The organism is Marinobacter flavimaris (assembly GCF_002933295.1).
In the GTDB taxonomy this organism is placed as follows: Bacteria; Pseudomonadota; Gammaproteobacteria; order Pseudomonadales; family Oleiphilaceae; genus Marinobacter; species Marinobacter flavimaris.
The window spans coordinates 312,572-331,026 of the sequence record NZ_PSSW01000001.1 but is presented as its reverse complement, the minus strand read 5'-3'; the positions used below and the strand labels follow the sequence as shown (position 1 = coordinate 331,026).

General features: G+C 48.4%; 13 protein-coding genes. All 13 read right to left on the bottom strand.

The genetic code is table 11. The features are described 5' to 3' along the window. Window positions 1-37 precede the first annotated feature (37 nt). Complete coding sequence (gene wecB / locus MDHKLMBL_RS01525) at window positions 38-1,117, bottom strand: non-hydrolyzing UDP-N-acetylglucosamine 2-epimerase (RefSeq protein WP_241956167.1); 1,080 nt, start codon at window positions 1,115-1,117, stop codon at window positions 38-40. Between the two features lie 79 nt (window positions 1,118-1,196). Then, entirely contained in the window at window positions 1,197-2,474 is a 1,278-nt protein-coding gene (gene wecC, locus MDHKLMBL_RS01520; protein WP_104269964.1) for a UDP-N-acetyl-D-mannosamine dehydrogenase, read from the bottom strand. A 69-nt stretch (window positions 2,475-2,543) separates the two neighbouring features. Next, on the bottom strand, window positions 2,544-3,242 hold the full coding sequence (locus tag MDHKLMBL_RS01515; RefSeq protein WP_206748287.1) for a WecB/TagA/CpsF family glycosyltransferase: 699 nt from the start codon (window positions 3,240-3,242) through the stop codon (window positions 2,544-2,546). A 31-nt stretch (window positions 3,243-3,273) separates the two neighbouring features. Further along, a complete protein-coding gene (asnB, locus tag MDHKLMBL_RS01510; protein WP_199185472.1) occupies window positions 3,274-5,148 on the bottom strand; it encodes an asparagine synthase (glutamine-hydrolyzing) in 1,875 nt (624 codons plus the stop codon). A gap of 14 nt (window positions 5,149-5,162) precedes the next feature. Continuing rightward, a complete protein-coding gene (locus MDHKLMBL_RS01505; protein WP_146083397.1) occupies window positions 5,163-6,227 on the bottom strand; it encodes a glycosyltransferase family 4 protein in 1,065 nt (354 codons plus the stop codon). A gap of 2 nt (window positions 6,228-6,229) precedes the next feature. Beyond that, window positions 6,230-7,459, bottom strand: a complete 1,230-nt coding sequence (locus tag MDHKLMBL_RS01500; protein ID WP_104269960.1) for an O-antigen ligase family protein — start codon at window positions 7,457-7,459, stop codon at window positions 6,230-6,232. 116 nt (window positions 7,460-7,575) lie between these two features. Next, the gene (locus MDHKLMBL_RS01495) at window positions 7,576-9,039 is read right to left on the bottom strand and encodes an alkaline phosphatase family protein (RefSeq protein WP_104269959.1); all 1,464 of its coding nucleotides are present in this window, start codon (window positions 9,037-9,039) and stop codon (window positions 7,576-7,578) included. Beyond that, the gene (locus MDHKLMBL_RS01490; protein ID WP_104269958.1) at window positions 9,036-10,388 is read right to left on the bottom strand and encodes a flippase; all 1,353 of its coding nucleotides are present in this window, start codon (window positions 10,386-10,388) and stop codon (window positions 9,036-9,038) included. Before MDHKLMBL_RS01490 ends, MDHKLMBL_RS01495 begins: the two co-directional genes overlap by 4 nt. Next, a complete protein-coding gene (locus MDHKLMBL_RS01485; RefSeq protein ID WP_104269957.1) occupies window positions 10,372-11,622 on the bottom strand; it encodes a polysaccharide pyruvyl transferase family protein in 1,251 nt (416 codons plus the stop codon). Before MDHKLMBL_RS01485 ends, MDHKLMBL_RS01490 begins: the two co-directional genes overlap by 17 nt. Before the next feature lie 57 nt (window positions 11,623-11,679). Then, on the bottom strand, window positions 11,680-12,627 hold the full coding sequence (locus MDHKLMBL_RS01480; protein WP_104269956.1) for a Wzz/FepE/Etk N-terminal domain-containing protein: 948 nt from the start codon (window positions 12,625-12,627) through the stop codon (window positions 11,680-11,682). Continuing rightward, entirely contained in the window at window positions 12,627-15,182 is a 2,556-nt protein-coding gene (locus MDHKLMBL_RS01475) for an SLBB domain-containing protein (RefSeq protein WP_104269955.1), read from the bottom strand. Before MDHKLMBL_RS01475 ends, MDHKLMBL_RS01480 begins: the two co-directional genes overlap by 1 nt. Before the next feature lie 30 nt (window positions 15,183-15,212). Further along, the gene (locus MDHKLMBL_RS01470) at window positions 15,213-16,658 is read right to left on the bottom strand and encodes a capsule assembly Wzi family protein (RefSeq protein WP_425269221.1); all 1,446 of its coding nucleotides are present in this window, start codon (window positions 16,656-16,658) and stop codon (window positions 15,213-15,215) included. A gap of 56 nt (window positions 16,659-16,714) precedes the next feature. Continuing rightward, a complete protein-coding gene (locus MDHKLMBL_RS01465) occupies window positions 16,715-18,190 on the bottom strand; it encodes an undecaprenyl-phosphate glucose phosphotransferase (protein WP_425269217.1) in 1,476 nt (491 codons plus the stop codon). Window positions 18,191-18,455 lie beyond the last annotated feature (265 nt).

Genomic DNA, 18,455 nt, shown 5'->3' with positions numbered 1-18,455 from the left:
GCCAGGCCAACGAAACGGCCCTTGTTTTGGGATCAGCCTAGCCATCCAACGCCGACAAAACCTCCAGAATGCGTGCGCAGGCCTTGCCATCTCCATAAGGGTTGTGAGCAAGGCTCATTCGCTGATAAACCACATCATCTTCCAGCAAAGCCGAAATCTTACCAGATATTCGATCCACATCTGTCCCGACCAGCTCAACCGTTCCCGCTTCCACCGCTTCGGGCCGTTCAGTTGTATCCCGCATCACAAGAACCGGTTTACCCAGTGAAGGTGCTTCCTCCTGAATACCCCCCGAATCAGTAAGTATGAGGAAAGATCGGCTCATGAGATAGACAAACGGCAGGTAGTCGAGAGGCTCAATAAGGTGAACGTTTTCGTGCCCTTTCAGAAGCCGATTCACCGGCTCACGAACATTCGGATTCAGATGAACGGGGTAAACGATATCCACATCCGGAAACTGCTTCGCAGTGCGGTTCAGTGCTTCGCAAATCCGTTCAAAGCCGCCACCGAAGCTTTCCCGGCGATGCCCCGTTACCAGAATCAAACGCCTGCTGCCATCCAGAAAAGGAAAATGCTTTGCCAAAGCGCCGGACAATTCAGGGTCCTTATCGAAACGCTCCACAATCTCGAACAGCGCATCAATCACGGTGTTGCCGGTAATGTGCACATCACTGTGGGCAACGCCTTCTGCCATCAGGTTATCGGCAGATTTTTGCGTTGGCGCAAAATGCAGCTTTGCCAGCGCGCCGGTGAGCTTCCGGTTTGCCTCCTCCGGCCAAGGCGAGTACAGATTTCCGGTACGCAAACCCGCTTCTACATGCCCAACCGGTATTTGCTCGTAATAGGCTGCTAGAGTAGTCGCAAAGGTTGTTGCCGTATCGCCGTGTACCAACACCACATCAGGCCGGGCTTCCCTCAGCACCTCCTTCATGCCGTGCAAGATCCCGGTCGTTACATCGGTAAGGTCTTGCCCCGGCTTCATGATGTTCAGATCGTAATCCGGCACCAGTTCAAACAAAGACAATACCTGATCCAGCATCTCGCGATGCTGGCCGGTAACGCACAGCAAGGATTCAAAACGCTTATCTTCCTGCAAGGCCAGCACCAGGGGCGCCATCTTGATCGCTTCCGGGCGGGTACCAAACACCGTTAATACTTTCAAACCTGTCTCCCTACTCGTTCTCTAGCGATGGCGTTCACGCCCGGCCACTGGCAACAACATCAATCACACAACCCGGAGCGATGGCCGAATAGTCCAGCCCCCGGAACTGCTTGTGCGACACAAGGATGACACAGATGTCTGCCTTATCAATCGCTGCTTCGGCAGTAACCAGGGAGCAACCTTCCAGAGACCCGGGCACCTCCTGAATATTGGGCTCCACCAGCAGCAAAGGCTGTGGGAGCTCTTTATGAAGCTGCTCAGCGATTGCCAGAGACGGGCTTTCCCGCAGGTCGTCAATATCCGGCTTGAACGCCAAGCCGAACACCGCCACTGACACATCACTGGCCGTGCGGCCAGGATTCTTCACCAGGAAATCACCAAGGGCAGACTTAACTTTCTCAATTACCCATTGTGGCTTACCGTCGTTCACTTCCCTGGCCGTACGGATCAACCGCGCCTGCTCCGGCGTCTCGCTCACGATAAACCAGGGGTCCACTGCAATACAGTGCCCCCCGACACCCGGGCCAGGCTTGAGGATGTTCACCCGCGGATGGCGATTTGCCAGCTCAATCAACTCCCACACATCAATCTCAAGCCTATCGCAGATCAGTGACAGCTCATTGGCAAAGGCAATGTTCACATCACGGAAGCTGTTCTCCGTCAGCTTGGCCATTTCTGCGGTTCGGGCGGTCGTCTTCACGCACTCGCCCTCCACAAACAAACTGTAAAGCTCGGCTGCAGCGTCTGAGCATTTCGGTGTCATGCCACCGATCACGCGATCGTTCGACACCAGCTCACGGATAACATGGCCAGGCAAAACCCGCTCGGGGCAATGGGCAATACGGATATCCGACGCCTTCCCACCCGTTTGCGGAAACACCAGATCGGGGCGCGCCTCTGCCAACCATTCGGCCATGCGCTCCGTGGCCCCCACGGGGGAGGTGGACTCCAGAATGACCAGATTCCCCTTCTCCAGCACTGGCGCTATCGCCTTAGCTGCAGACTCGATGTACTTAAGATCGGGAACATGCTCTTTACCGTCTTCCGCCTTGAAAGGCGTAGGCACCGCGATCAAAAAGGCGTCCGCAGGTTCCGGATTCAAGGTAGCTCTCAGGTAGCCCTCCTTCACGGCAGCATGGACAATCATGTCCAGGTCGGGCTCTACAATGTGAATATCGCCACGATTAATGGTATCCACAACCTTCGGGCTAACATCCAGGCCAATCACCTCACACCGCCGGGAAGCGATCACAGCCGCCGTGGGCAAACCAATATAACCGAGACCAACCACGGAAATCCGGTTGAACGCCATTCAGACAGACTCCTTAAAAACGAAAGAAAAAGACAAAAGAGAAAGGAAGGAAAGAAAACAGAAGAGTACTCAGGCTTTGCGCCTAAACCTGAGCTTTTCACGCAGCAACAACCATGCGAACACCGAATTGGTGACCAGGTAACGCTTCCACATGCGCCCAGGCTCCTGCAGGACACGGTAAAACCACTCCAGCCCGGCTTTCTGCATCCACACAGGCGCCCGCTGGACCTTGCCCGCCACCACATCAAAGGTGCCGCCAACGCCCATTACAAAAGTAACGCCCAGCCGGTCTCGCCATTTATTGATGAAGTTCTCTTTCTTGGGCGAGGTAATGGCAACAAAAAGAAGCTGTGCTCCGGAAGCGCGAATGCGCTCGACCATTGCCTCTTCATCATCCCAGAAATACCCGTGGTGATAACCAGCAAGTTTAAGATCAGGATATTGCTGCTGGACGCGGCGCGCCGTTTCCGACACCACCTCATCCTTTGCTCCCAACAAAAACACCGAGTAACCCTTCTGCTCGCTCATCGCGAGCAATTCATGGAAAAGGTCAATGCCGGCAACCCGCTCGGGCACATTGTGCCCGAGCGCCCGAGCACCTAAAACCACACCCATTCCGTCAATATTGATGATGTCGCATTCTCGAACGGAGGCATCGAGTTCCGGATCTTTGCGCATGTTTACGAGTTTGGCGACATTCACTACCACATGCTGAGTGAAACGCGCGTTCGCCAGAGCCTCGTCAATGACACCCACTGTTTCATCCATGGTGGCCACATCTACCGGGCTTCCCAGAATATCAATCCTCCGCACGCTTGGCCTCGTTACGATTATAGAGTTCTCGAGATAGCCCAGAACTAAGCTGAACCTTACTTTTCTCAATACTCTGCATCCAATAAAAAATCGATACCAGCAAGAAAAGCTGCTTCTCTAAATTCCGCTTACCACGCAGATGCGAATCAAAAATCCGAGAGACCTCTTCAACATTGAATATCTTGGAAAAGATCCCTTGGCTCTTCTGCAACATCTTTTTATATTCTTCGCCCCTCTCTCCCATGAACCATTTTTCTGTCGGAGATTTAAAGCCTTTCTTTTTCCTATGAACGATATCGGGCGGCAATACACTTTCAGCGAACTTCTTGTGGATATACTTACCTGCACCATTACGAATCTTAAAATCGAGAGGCAAAGATTCTACGAAATCAACTAAATCGTTATCCAACATAGGTACTCTCGCCTCAATCGAGAAATGCATAGAAATCTTATCCGTATACAACAACAAGTCATCACTCAAATTCATACGAACGTCATTCGACATCATCGCGCTTACGGAGTCTCTTCCTTCGTTGTAAAGCAAATTCCGCCAGTAATCGACCACTTGCCCGCTTTCGACATCGCAAACTCCTATCAAATCGTAGATACTACGATCATTGAAAAGCGTATAAATCTTTTTCCAACGTTCAGTTATATCTTTTTCTCCCAGCGCATAGATAGCTCTAAATAACGATTCATTTTTTACAAGGCTAAGAAACGGCGAAAAAAATTTAAAAACGAAGGGAGGAATCGCACCGTACAACATCTCGCCTCTGTAGCGGTTATATCCACCCAAAGGCTCATCAGCCCCCTGACCAGTAAGCACAACACTAACGCCAAGCTCCGCAACCCGCTTATTCAAATAATACATAGGAATGATAGACGTAGTTCCCAACGGTTCCTCGACAATCTCTACGCAACGCCCAAAAGCATCCTCAAATTCGTCACGCGAAATGCGAATTTCATGATGTTCCGTTCCTAGTATACGAGAGGTTTGGCGAGCATCTTCTGTTTCATCGCTGTCGTCTTCATCTAGAAAGCCAACAGTAAACGTCTTGATAGGCTTTGCACTATATTTTTGAGCGAAGAAAGCAACCAGAGCGGAATCAATTCCCCCGCTCAAAAGAACTCCCACCTCGACGTCAGCAAGAAGTTGCCGCTTGACGGCTTGTTCAAACAGACGGCCATAATCATCTATAGCCTGATCCATCGCTATTGAAATCGGCCCCTTAGGCTTACAAACGAAGCTCTGAGCCCGAGTCCCGCTAGTACACAAGTCATACGTAAAAATATGACCCGGACGAAGCTTTTCTACATTGTTAAATATTGTCAAAGGCGCTGGAGCAAAGCGCAATTTAAGTAACGTAGCTAGGTTCTGTTTATCGATAATAGGCGCGTTGAGCAAATTTAACGGCCGAATTTCAGACGCAAAAGAAAGTGCCTTATCACTCAATGAATAATAGAGCGGTTTTACACCGTACCTATCCCGAGCTAGATGAACCTTAGCGGCTTCCAAATCAAATACTGCGAGCGCAAAAATCCCATTAAAATCCTTTACGGACTCGATCCCGAAGCGTGCCAAATAGTTTACAACTGTCTCTGTATCACTGTGGCCCTTAAACCTCAAATCAGGGAGCCGACCTCTCAACTCTGCATGATTATATATCTCACCGTTATAGATGATTAAATACCTACCACACGATGAAAACATCGGCTGGTGGCCTGCCGGTGAAAGGTCCTGAATTGCAAGACGAACATGACCAAAACAGACAACCCCAAATTCCGATGATACGTGGACGAGATCTTCGCTGTCAGGCCCCCGATGAGATATGACTCGCAGAACGTCGATATCCAAAGGCACGTTAACGGAGCCTATCAATCCACACACTGGAATCTATCCCTAAGTTTTTTTGCCATTTGCACTTCAACGCTTTTCGAATCGAACTGTTTTGATCGATTCAACGCACTACGCTTAAACATACCCAACGTAAGTTCTGAGGAATCCATGAAAAACTCAATACACTTTGCAAGTTGATGTTGATCACCAGGTTCAAAAAGCAGGCCATTACTATGGTCTTCAATATAGCTCGGCAGGCCACCAATTTCCGATCCGATGACCGGAATACCACAAGCCATCGCTTCTAAGCCAACAAGCCCCAAGCTTTCAGGGAGCGTTGTCGGAAAAACAAAAACATCCATCAGATTAAAATATCCCGGCAGATCCCGGTGAGCTTTTGGCCCCAAATACTGGACAGAGTCCTGCAACTCCAAACCTTTAATTCTCTTTTTAAATTCTTGAATTTGGCCCCCTCCACCTATAACCAACGCATTAAAGCCCCGCCCACGCGACTTAAGAATTCTAAGAGCCGACAAAAGGACATCCCATCCTTTTCCCTGATCTATTCTCGATACGAATCCGATAGTAAAGGCTCTTCGATCTTCGTTTGTAACATCAATAGGTCTAAACAGTCGTGTGTCTATGCCACCAGAAGGGGACACAAAAATATTCTCATGGTCGTATTTATGTCTGGCAAAGTTTGCGAAATAGTCCGAAGGCACTACCAACAGATCGCTCTTTTTTATAGTGTCTTTTACAAGAGAGCTAATAATAGACTCGTATAGTATATCGTCACCATGTGCATTCACAACCAATGGCGCCTTAACCCAAGGACGTGCAAAACAAACAGGCAATAAGGAATGTTCAGCATAATGAACGTATACGACGTCAAAATCGCTTTTAAGCAGCTTGAAAAAAGACAAGAAGAAAAATTTCGTATATTCTTTTAATTTAGAGAAGATTGAACCGCCAGTGGTCTTAATCACGACACGATTTACGGTAAACCCTTGAGAAAGGAGTTGCTCTTCAGAATTCTTTACGAAGACACCGAAATACGGAGCCTCCGGAGAAGGATACATATTCGAAATAAGCAGAATCCTCAAGTTCAAGCCTCAACTTTTTGAAGTTTTGTAGAAGCGAATAAGGCGCCAATTAATGCGCCCGCAACTCCGGAGTTAAATATGTGGCCGCTTGACAAGCTCATAGCCACGACTAACAGAATTAAGAAAAGGATATAACCAAAGTAAGGATTGTTTTTACTGCCAAGAAGGTCGAGAACCTTTAAACCAACAAAACCATAGCTAATCACCACACCAAGGAGACCGTACGCCATTAAAAAATCGAGAAAATCGATTTCTACCATCTTTCCGTCAGGAACAAGCTGGAACCACGACAGCCCCGTCCCTAAAACAACCTCCGGCAGCGAGTATAAGCTAACGAAAACATCAATAGCATCTGACGCCCAAATATTCCTGCGACTGAATATTAGGGTTATTACGTCCACTCTTTCGTAAAAATATGTTAGACGCTCCATAAGATTTGATTGAAATAGTGCATAGTAACCAAACGAAAATGCAATACCAGGAATAATCATTATGATTAGAGCCGAAGATCCGAAATCCTTTTTCGATACTTTTAATACATTCAATTTCTCAGAGGACTTTATTAAAGGAAAAAATAGAGTCGTTAAAATAGGAGCAAGCAACGAGACTTTTGAGGTCAAGAGCGCCCCCATAAAAAGCATTAATAGACCCACCAAAAGAAACTGAATATATCTAGATTCCTGAATTAATTTCATCTGGACTATTCCGCCGCTGATGACGATTGAGGCAGTGATCTCGTTGCCAGCAAATATCAGACCTTTTGTACCAATCGCGTTTTCTTCATTGCCGTACATTGGGTAGCCAAGACCCAAAAACCCTATAATGAAATTAAGTGTTAGAAAAAAAATTGCATAGCTTGCGACTGTAAAGATCAACGTTCCTTTGCCTTCGAAGACTAATCGACAGAAAAAAAGATAGAATATTATTATGGAAAAATATTTAACCAACCAATCGGAACTCTTAAACGCCCCGACCATTTCAGAAAAAAGTGTTGCATGAAATAGAAGATAGCCCAGAACTGTGAGAACCATTGCAGAAACAATCAGTAAAAACGATCTACTCTTCGACATGTAGAGCATCACTAGAGCCAAAACAGCGGTTTTATATACCACTGAAACAGAAGTAAACCCTAAACGAAGAAGTACACCGTTTACCATGTCGACTAAAATAAATCCACATAACAAAAAAACAATAAACTCTCGCAGGCTGGCTAGTGAACGTCCGTTATACATCTCTGGTCGCTCACTATTGAGAATTTAACATGACGAAAACCAAAAACCATATAAGCCAAAAAAACAGCCTTGGGATAGAACTCTTCCGCGCAAAGAAATTATCCGCTAAACAGTTATTAGCTAAATTCGTTTGATATATGTTCATAAATAGCAGAAAGATCCAGGTTCTCTTTGACACTACTGAGGTTCCAGCCCCCGTTATAAACTACAGCAAGAGGTTTATGGCTTTTTATACAAAGCAGCTCTCCCTTTGTTATGGACATTAGGTTAAGTGGGCCTTTTGGAGGGATAAATTTGCGAACGAAAGACGGAGCTTTATCTGAGATTAGATACCCGTCCGGTACATCAATTACAATATCAGGATAATACTTCGCAGCCGCGCTGTCACATGGGCTTTTATGATAAGCAGTGATCCCGTGTTCCTTCGCAATCGGATTTCCATTTATAGCAGTGACAATATCATGAGCAACTTTCGAAGCTTCATCAGGTCCTATCGGACCACCGAATCGTACCGAATCATTCAAATAAATACCCTGCAACCAATCTCCAGATGTCTTACAGAATGCGTAGGTTTGCTCTTTCTTAAACGGAGCCGAAGAATATAGAGCATCATGTATTGTCTTTTTCTTCCTAAGCTTTGCCCGCCACGAAAATGGGATGAATTTTTTTAACGCTTGGGAAATGTATCTTGCGCGAGTTTTTGTGTTATCAGCTACCTGCAGACCGATATCCTGAAGTAAGATATTGGGGTTTACATCCCAGATCCTAGGAGTCAGCCCATGATCAGCAGTAAAAATAATTTGGGCGTTAGGAAAAGACTCGTGTAATTTCTTAATTTCTTCATCGAACTTCTGATAATAGCTCTTAATGGTATTAATGAATTTGTAGTCGATATTCTTTTGACCATCATTTAATCTTTTCAACTCAGGAAGCAAAACCCACTCCGCTAAATTTGCCGAAGATTTAAATACGATCATTCCAAAATCAATGCTGTGCTTTTTCGCCAGGCGAATAAAAGAATGGGTTCTTCGTTCATTTTTATGAACAAGAATTGAAAAAATTTTCTCAGGGTCAGTTATACCCTTATCAACCATCATTGGAACGATGCGCTCGTCGACGATATACCCCTCTTCAACAAGTTCCGAATGCTCTTCTCTCGGAAAACATAATTCTGGGGTAGGTGTTTGCACAACTGGAGCACCGCCCCCACCGCCGGATATCATGAATCCGTTTACCGGTGGCGCTGGAAAAACTGTCGGTAGATTCATAACTCCGACTTTGTAGCCTCTCTCAGACAAGAGCTGCCATATTGGTTTAACAGCCTCTCCTAGTCCGGGTACGTCGTTCAAGCTAAACTTCAAATTCCACTCATAGCTTCCATTGGCCATAGGCTTATCGTAAAGAGCGCCGGTTTCCAACCCATTTTTCCCCGTAGCAATCTCTAGCCACCCGCGACTAATAAGATCCTCTTTTAACTCAATCGAGGAACCTTGATCTAAGAGGGACTTCATGTATGGCGTCCATCCTCTTGAAAAAGCGTCCAAGTGCGCCCCATCCATCCCAATAACCAACAGCTTCATGGTTCAATCCTTTCACGTTTTAGTATGTTCAAAATCCCTATGCTTTCTATTCCCAGTCGTTTCTTGACAAAATGCCTTAGTATAATATTCCAAGTAGCTAGAGAAACTGCCGTAGCCAAAGCAGCTCCTTCGATACCAAAAGGCGGTATTAGAATGAAAGCAAACGTTATATTAACACCCAGACTTACGAACATCCCTTTCATTGCATCAGTCTCGTGGCCAGTCATATTCAAAAGAGCACCTACAGAGCCAAAGGCGGCATTTACTAATTGCCCGAATGTCAGAACAACTAAAGCCACAGCACCATCTGAGAATTCGTGGCCAAAGATAAATTCAAGAAAATCACCCCCAAAAACAATGAGCGGAACTCCAGGTATCAGAGCTAAAATAAAGATACCTAACGAACTCATTGTTATCATTTTCTGTAAATCTACAAGCCTTCCGGACGAAAACAGTTTGGAAATTTGTGGATGAAGCATTTGATTAATTGCCGAAAGACCAAACACGACTAACATCCCCAGCTGTCCAACGGCTCGATATATTCCAACTTCTGTATCGGAATGAAACATACCTAGGATTAGTAAGTCAGAGTAGCTGTACATAATCTGCAACCCTCCGACAACCGTCAGCGGGTATGCTGATCTCTTCCAATACCCTATATCCATTCGACTTGGCCCGAACCTTCGCTGTTCTCTTGGTATAACTAGGTAAAGGAGAATAGAACTTAACGCAAACGCAGTACCAATCGAGAAAACGTAGGAAAACATTGCCAGGCCGGGGGTCACCGCCAACGGCGAGCCAAAGACAAACACTGAGCCGACTAACAAGAGTGTCAAAGCAGGACGGACAATCGCGTCAGGTACAATTCCGAGTACAACATGTCCCAAACCTCGTATTATCGCTGAGTGATTTATAGTTAAACCAATGAAAGGGATAAATAATAGCCCTACGATCATAAGATCTAAGCGCTCCTTACTTATCCAGTCTGTTCCCATCTGTTCTATTAATAAAACGCAAATGATAAAAATCGAGGACGCGACCAAGATCACTCCTACGACCCAATACCAAAGCCCTTTTATCGTTGGCCAGTCATAATGAAGTCGAGCCTTCGCAGTCTCCCGCACAACCAGATTCGGCAAGCCTGCTTGAATAGGGATTGAAAGAAAAAAGAGTAATGAAAGGACAAACGAATAAAGACCATATCCCTCTGCCCCTAAAGAACGAGCTAAAACTATTGCGAGAGCGAATGCCAAGCCCGTTCCTGCAACCCTTACCCCGATAACGCGCAAACCGTTGCGAATCAGTTGATGTATTTGAGCCACACTCTTCCCATCAAGCTTGTCTAGCATCGACTTCAGTAAGTCGTTCGACGAAAGGCTTGTGCTTTCTTCGAAGTAACTCGTTTTGGCCTTTTAGGTGCTCAGATACCTCTTTTGGGTTTTGCAATATCTCGCCTGCCAACTGAGCTATACGATCCATCTCTGAATACTCAACACAGAAATGCTCAGCTTTGATATTCTGCATATAACCCCTAATCTTGTGTTGCGTATTTATGGCAATTGTCGGGGTGCCAATCGAAGTTGCTAAAATCGCCACATGCATCCGCGTAGAAATAAAAAGTTCTAGCTGCGACAGCAGGCTTGTGTATTCATCAGGGAAATATGCTCGATTTTCAAGTATTGACGTATCGAATTGGGTCCGAAGACGCTCTTGTAAACTCATACATAAAGAATAATCCTTGCTAATACCATCTACCTGATAGTTAGAAGGCATTATGAGTATCTGATATTGCTTCGGATCCAACTTTTCAACTTGCTTCCCAACCTCCTCGACAAAGTCTAAAGGAGTTCCTTTCTCACGCTTTGGTGGATTAGATATAGTAATGCCGATTACTTTTTTTTCTCTGTTTGGCAGATAGCGGTTTATATCAGCATCTCCAATTTCCTGCTGTATAGCGACATCCGGTACAAACATCACCACTTCTCGAGAAAGCCCAAGTGACAACAAGGTATTATATGACTCTTCGTCACGTCCGGCGATGATCGTCGCGTCTTTCAAGGCTAACTTAACAAGAGCCCTCGTCCATCCCATTTTCAGCGGCCCAATGGTTTGCGGAAACACTATTAGTTTTTTTCCTTTTTTGCTTGCAAGCCAATAAGTAAATAACCAAAAGGGCAGCATCTGATAAAAAGTATCAGAAATCATTTCTCCGCTTGAACTAACACATATATCCGAATCGTTTATTGCCTGAACGGCATCCTTCTGCTCTTTTGAAAAAGTAAGCTTTTCGGATGGGACCCTGAATGTCAGCTCGTTGAGGATTTGGAGAAGCATAAAAAGCGCCTGCCTCGTCGCCCACAAAGATTTCCCTAAACCGCTTTGGCCGAACCAGAATTTGCCAAACATTGGCGAGTGCAGGCGATCCGCACTATACTTCAAACTGTTTGTTTTTTTGTCAAGGGTTATTATATCGAATCTACAATCGCCCCATGCGGCTTTGCACAATTTAATTGTGTTTTCAAGAAGAGCACCATTTCCCACGTGTATGGTGCTAAACATATCCATCAACAGTACTTTCTTCATTTCGAGCCCACTAATAATTATTTACAGTCATTTTGCGTTTAACTTCGCATGAGATAGTCAATTCTTGTCATCGCTTTCGTACCGAGAACTGAGAATAAATGATTTTACGAAAACTATAAAAAAGCCCACTATCAAACCAAAAAATGTCGACAGCAATACGATTAGAGGCCTCCTCGGTTTATAGGGCTCGTCTGGCGCGACGGGCGAGTCAATAGTTTCAAAAACGTACTCGTTTCTGGCGTTTGCGAGCATTATTGTTCTCGTTTCGCCTTCAATCAATTGATAAAAAACTTGTTGCATGCCTGTGATATTGGTTTGCTCTAGCTTTTCCTCTAAGTAAGCAATACTAGCTCGGGCTTGCTGAACGTCCTTTGAGCGCATATGCTCATTCACCCCCTTTACCAGGGATTCAGCCCATTGTGCCGCTGTTTCGGGAGAATAATGTTGAACGCTCACAGTAATTAGGCCTGTATCTTTTGACTCAGTCACTTCAATATGATCTTCCTTTAGCCGCTTAACAAGAAGCCAAGGAGATGGCTTCAAGCTTTTCCCAGAACTATCATATTGCCACTCTTCTGTTTTGGGATTATAAATTTCATAATCGTATTCCCACTCGTCAGTTTCTTTATCCCAGCCTTTTACAGAAAATATCAGTGGCTCTAAATCATACCGATAGATAAAGTCTTCCAGAAAGGAATGCGATTCAAGCACCGCTTTTGCTATTGACGTTTTCGAAGAATTCCCACTATTAAGGTTTATCCCTGCGATGGAAGCTAAACCGCCAAGTTGGCCAGAAAGGTTGGCAATACTCCCGCTGTCGTCTTGAGTCGGAGCTAGAAGTACCGATGCCTTATATATATCGGGTTTGACAAGAGCATACCCTATCCCTCCCAATGCAAATATCAACGCGGAGACTAGGATTAGCCACTTCGCTCTCCAAGCAATTGAAAACAACTCTCTAAGGTCAATGTCATCGTCACTGAAAGATCCATTGGCTTGATTCATCAGAGGTTCCCCACTGCAGCAGCACCTAGGGCAATCTGGTAAACGATCTGGCTCACGTTAGTCCAAAGCTCAAGCTGATTTAAACGGTCAACATCAATCGGCATGATAACGGTATCGCCAGGCTCCAGTTGCTGGCTTCTGCCGCCGAACCAGCGGCTCTTCTCGGGCAACATGACGGAACCATCCGCCTTAACGACATAAACGCGGCTTTCATCCGCCTGGCGAGTGGGTCCGCCGGAACGCTCCAGATAGTCATCCACGGTTAGCCCGGCTTGGTGCAGGTGGCTGGTCGGGAACTGCACTTCTCCAAAGACCGTTACGGATTGGGGGATAGTCGGTACCGTGAGGGTGTCGCCATCCTGCAACCGAATGGATTGGTAATCGGGGTCATTGAGAACACTTGCGAGATCTATAACCAGCCTGCCCACCGGCTCACTTCCCTGTACCTCTTCAAGAAGGTTCTGTACTTCCTGGGTACGCTCGGCACTCTGGCCAGAGAAGTTATCGCCCTCCAGTTGAACCCCTAGCAGATCTCCCTGCAGGCGCTCTTCGGCTTCCCTGAGGCGCTGAGCCTCCAACTGGCGGAGTTTTTCACGGGAGAATACCGCCCCATTAGGGAAAGCATTGGCTGTGAGGCCCCCGGCTCTCTCCAGCACTTCCCTCAGGGTTTCGCCATCCCGGAAGGTATATTGCCCGGGGTAACGAACTTCGCCTTTCAGTTCAACTGTTCGGGTTTTGGCGAAGTCCGGTATGGATTTGATCAGGATTCTGTCCCGGCTTTCCAACTGGAGGTTTGCTTTTCCGGCCATGGCGTCCGCAAGGTCAACGTTCAGGATCCGGGTTTGGCCGGTGCCGTTCTCATCAACGGTATAACGCGCCACTTCTGCCTGGTACAACGAGGCAGAGTCTTTCAAACCACCGGCCACGAAAATAGCGTCGGTCAGGTTACGGGTCGCCGGCATCGGGTATTCACCAGGGTAACGAACCGGGCCGGTTATCTGGATGGTCTGTTGCGGATTGTCGGGGCTTGCCTGAGCCTTAAGCCGCTGGATAACCGGAGCGAATAGAATTTCCCGGGTGAAGGTTTCTGGCCCCGCTTCTTCCTCGATTGCTGCCTTCTCTCCGTTCAGGCGCTCAGTGGTCTCATCGTCTTTCGTATCGAGAATATCCACCTTTCCTGCGTCTGAGAAAAAGAACAAACGGTCTCTTTCCTCCAGCTGCAGGTCGTGCTCACTCCCGGGGTTGCGAACGGCCTTGCGCAAGCGGAGGTTCAGCACGGATATGCTGTCATCGGACGGATTGGTTCGTACGATGGCCGCGTACTGCTTGTCCGCTACCGGCAACAAATCACTGTTCAGATTATCGATTAGTGAGGTAACCCGCATTCCCGGCATCCATGCGAATTTACCGGTTCTCGTCGCCGCCCCTTTTACTTCAACGTACTGCCCTGTGACATCTGAAATTGAGGGTATCTGGACTCTGTCGCCGGCCTGGATTCTAGCGCTTTGTCCTTTCGGCGAGGTGTAATCGGCTTCCGCAATAATCCGCAGGAAATCTTTGTTGGTGCGCTCAATATTGATCCGTTGTGGATAGGCTTGCGGTGTCAGACCTCCAGCCATACGAATCAGGTCAGCAAGGGTGTTGGTTCCCTGAAGCTCGTACAGAGCGGGCCGATAAACCTCGCCATTGATACCGGCGCGCTGTCCCACGGGCGGTATAAAGACCACGTCGCCCGGTTGCAGACGGCTGTCTGCTGAGCTGTCGCCGGCCATGAGCAGATCGTAAAGATCGAGCGTACCCACGAGCTTGCCGTCGCGCTTGTGCTGAACGTTCCGCAGTGAACCTGTTTGCTTGATGCCACCGGACACATAAAGTGCGTTCGTGATGGTAGAAAGGGAGCTCACGCTGTAGGAGCCGGGATTCCTGGCCTCACCCAATACAAATACGCGCATGCTGCGAAGTTCGCCAAGGGAAACGCTAGCCTCTACACCAATGTACTGCTCTGAGACTCGCTTTTTGATCTGTTGCCGCACCTCATCGAAACTCAGGCCGGCAACGCTCATTGGGCCAGACTGTGGGAAGCTGATGGTACCATCACGGCTGATAGGCAATTCCAGGTTCTGGTTTTCTTTGCCCCAAAGCTGAATGCGCAACACGTCGCCAGGCCCGAGAGTGTAATCCGAGGGAACAGGGATCTCAGTCACGGGGGCGAAGGTGGTGGGATTACCGGCAAAGAGGTCGTAGCCAAATGGTCTCAGCCCGTCATTCTTCTCTGCTTGCTCATCTTCTTTTCGCTTTTCGGCCTCGGCTCGTTCCCGCTCTTGATCATTTACTCCAGAAACGGGCTCGACAACCTCTTGCCTTTGGGGGCGCTGCGTCTGGCTATTGGTTCCTGTCAGGCTGTCGAGGTCCACTCCGTACTGCCGGGCAAGGGACTCCTGCTGGGCTCTGGGCAATTGCTTGAACTGCTCGATCTGGGCGGGGGATATCGATTGCCCATAGCTGGCAAGGGGCAGCAAAAGAGCTAGGGAAGTAAGTAGTTTTTTAACCGTCACTGTTCTCAATCCGGGCCTGTAGAATTTGAATTAGAAGCGGTACTTCCAGGAAGCAGAGAGGGACCAACGGTCCTTTTCCCCGCCCAGAAGTTGAATTTGTTTGTCGGTCAGTTGAAGGTTCAAATCCAGCCACCCACCGAGCACTTCGTTTCCGTAACCGAGATTGGCTATCGCAACTTTCTGAGCGCCATCCGGTACGCTGTAAAACACCTCGTCGTCGGGCTGGCTCACTCGGTTGCCGCCGTCCTTGTTGAGGTTGGCGTAGGTCAGCGTTGCGGTCAGGTTGCTGCCGTCCGGCAGGAAGGTAAGCAGGCCTAAAGATAACGCTTCCGCGTCCGCATCGAAGCTAGAGCCTATCGCCCTGCCGTAGTATTGATAGCCAGTGGTGTAATTGAAATGGTCGTAGGCGTAATCAGGCCTGGGATCGCCGATGAGGTCCTCGGCCAGAGTGTTGGTAAACTCGACGAACCACTGCTGGTCAGAGCGGAGCAACTGGGTTGTCCAGTCCACGCCAAACAGCCAGGATTTACGGGAAGGCAGGTAACCGGCCTCGTCTTCACCCATCATCTGGACGTAAAGCCCCATGGTCTGGTTACCCAGAGGGAAGCCGTAACGGGCATCAATGGTTGCTATCTGGTTGCTGGCATCGTCTTCTGCCGTTTCCCCTTCCTCAACGTTATCTTTGCCGATCAAGGCGTCCCATATCGTAGAAAGCCCCTCTGGCCTGCCCTCACCACCAAACATAATGGTTCGGGAAAGCCCGATTTCGAGTCGCTCAATGGGCGCAAAGGTCACCCTCATACCTAACATTTTGGCATCGGGTATAGCCCGCTCTTCTTCCAACTGCCCCAGAAACAGGTTCAACTTCCAGGGGCCAATCCATGACAGAAAATCGGTTTCCGGTGCCAGGCTGGCTTTTCTGTCAATCCATACGGCTGGAATGGGTCTGGCGTTGTTGGAGAGAATCATGGTGGATTGCCAGCCTGGCCCCCACCAACGATCAATAGCGCCAACCCCTAACACCCAATTGCCCGCTGTCGCAGCAATGTAAGAACCATCAAGCCTGAACTCCTTGCCGTCAGCCGGGTCTGCGACAACCGAAGGTGAAACCCCTACAGCCCACGCTTCACCCTGCCACTGAAGGGTTGCGGCCAATTGCCCTTTCTCCCGGGGAAGATCGTGGAAACCGCGCAGGAAGGCCGGCTCATTGGAGCCCTCGAGCGTAAGCTCGCCACGAAAGCCACTTTCCGCCTGCTGCTCCCTTTCAAACACCAGGTAGGCGCGCTGGGTAGCCACTGAACTGTCGCTGCTTTCGCCCAGCCCACGTTCAACATCTGCCCAGTTAATTGGCCAGGTGGTTGTAGAAGCATCAAGGTGGCCACGGTCTGACAGCTTTTGGATGGAGTGGCGTGCACGAGCATCGCCAGCACCAAGCCACGGAGCGGCAAGAGTGTGCAACGGGGCTGCCAAAAACACCCCCGCAGAAAGTATTGTTATAAAACGTCGCATTGATTCAAGCCGAAAAAGTCTGGTTAGTAGATGTCTTTCGAGATAAGTGTCAGCGGCGTTTTTATAAGAATCTTGATATCGAGCCACAGGCTCCAGTGGTTGATGTAATCAAGGTCCAGCTCTACCCGCTTCTGCATCTTGTCGATGGTTTCTGTTTCTCCACGGTACCCGCTTATCTGCGCCAAGCCGGTAATTCCCGGTTTGATGCGGTGCCGCGCCATGTAGGCAATGATTTTATCGGAATAGTAGTCGTTATGGGCAATAGCATGCGGCCGGGGGCCGACGAGGGACATATCCCCTTTTAGCACATTGAAGAGCTGAGGCAGTTCATCGATTGAGGAGCGGCGCAGGAATCTTCCAACCGGCGTTACCCGGGGATCGTCCTTGGTGGCCTGCTTTACTTTCTGATCATCGTGGATACGCATTGAGCGGAACTTCAGCACTTCGATAATGTTGCCGTTCCAGCCATGGCGCTTTTGGCGGAAGAGCACAGGGCCTGGCGAACTGAGTTTCACCGCAACGGCGACACTCAACAAAAGTGGGCTGAGCACCAGAATACCAATTAACGCGCAGGTTCTGTCCATAATGGACTTCAGGAAGGCACTGCCCGGGTAGGAGGTGAGCGGGCTCTCATTAAGGTTGATAGCGGGCATTCCGCCCAGATTGTAAATGCTGTGGTTCAGCAGCTTCAGATTGGCAAAATCGGGCACCCAGACCACATCAACGCTGGCATCAAGCAGATCAACGTACAGACCTTCAATCTGGTCCGTTTCCTTGGCGGGTAGCGCGATGTAGACACGGCTGACGCGGTTATCGCGGAGAATGGACCGTAACTGGCTGACCGTTCCCAGAGTTGGATAATAGGGTGTTTCGGCGTCACCGTTGTGGGGATCCTCATCATCAAGGCAAACCATGCCCAGCATACTTTCCTTTCGCTCGTGGCGAAGCTTGGTTGCAAGGGTAAGGGCGATGTCACCACAACCGATAATCACTGAAGCATTCGCAAAGCGGTGGCGTTTATCCATTCTGCGAACAACCTTGTGCACCGGCACGAAAGCCAGCGCCTGGAGCCCGAAGCCTACTGCTACCCACTGCAATATCACTTCCCTGGAATAGCTTTCACTGGTTTTGGTAACGAATGCGATGAATGCAAGCATAGCCACCAGAGTCGACCATGCAGCAAGAATCCTGGCGATTCCCACCAGGTAGCCACTGCGAATACTGTAGGCTCGAAAAACAGCGAAAAGAGGAATGGCGAGCAACGAAGAAACTACCGCCAACATTCTGTAGTGCGACGCCACATCGCCACCCGTTTTTTCAACGGCAAGCCAAATAAGGAGGCTGCACTGAATAAACGTGGCTACAGCCCACTGCACCCAAAAGGCAAACTGAACGCGACCACTCGCCTGTGGCGCAAGGGGAAACTCATGCGTTCTTTTTTGGAGCGAAACCCTGTTCAGGGAAACTCCGGGAATCTGGGGTCTGGACATGTCATTCATTTAAGCTGGAATCTCTCAAGCACGCTACCGCCCCACCGACCAGGGCCCAGTGTTTTAAGGTCAAACAATAAAATAATCTGAAAAGCGACAGGAAACAGGCAAAAGGAAGGGAACAACTGAATCCCAACTGTATCCTTGTCGGTAGATGAATGTTCTGTTTCAGAAGCGTGACGATTCTACGTCATCGCCTGTGACAAGCAAGTGACAAAAAGTCTGACACTTTGATTTCAGGGAGTTGCGGCAGTAAAGAATTGTTAAAGAGTTG

Excerpts from the sequence above, each read along its gene's own strand:
- wecB (WP_241956167.1), bottom strand. The coding sequence starts at position 1,117 with ATGGCGCCCCTGGTGCTGGCCTTGCAGGAAGATAAGCGTTTTGAATCC.
- wecC (WP_104269964.1), bottom strand. The coding sequence starts at position 2,474 with ATGGCGTTCAACCGGATTTCCGTGGTTGGTCTCGGTTATATTGGTTTG.
- MDHKLMBL_RS01515 (WP_206748287.1), bottom strand. The coding sequence starts at position 3,242 with ATGGATGAAACAGTGGGTGTCATTGACGAGGCTCTGGCGAACGCGCGT.
- MDHKLMBL_RS01500 (WP_104269960.1), bottom strand. The coding sequence starts at position 7,459 with ATGTATAACGGACGTTCACTAGCCAGCCTGCGAGAGTTTATTGTTTTT.
- MDHKLMBL_RS01495 (WP_104269959.1), bottom strand. The coding sequence starts at position 9,039 with ATGAAGCTGTTGGTTATTGGGATGGATGGGGCGCACTTGGACGCTTTT.
- MDHKLMBL_RS01490 (WP_104269958.1), bottom strand. The coding sequence starts at position 10,388 with ATGCTAGACAAGCTTGATGGGAAGAGTGTGGCTCAAATACATCAACTG.
- MDHKLMBL_RS01485 (WP_104269957.1), bottom strand. The coding sequence starts at position 11,622 with ATGAAGAAAGTACTGTTGATGGATATGTTTAGCACCATACACGTGGGA.
- MDHKLMBL_RS01480 (WP_104269956.1), bottom strand. The coding sequence starts at position 12,627 with ATGAATCAAGCCAATGGATCTTTCAGTGACGATGACATTGACCTTAGA.
- MDHKLMBL_RS01465 (WP_425269217.1), bottom strand. The coding sequence starts at position 18,190 with ATGAATGACATGTCCAGACCCCAGATTCCCGGAGTTTCCCTGAACAGG.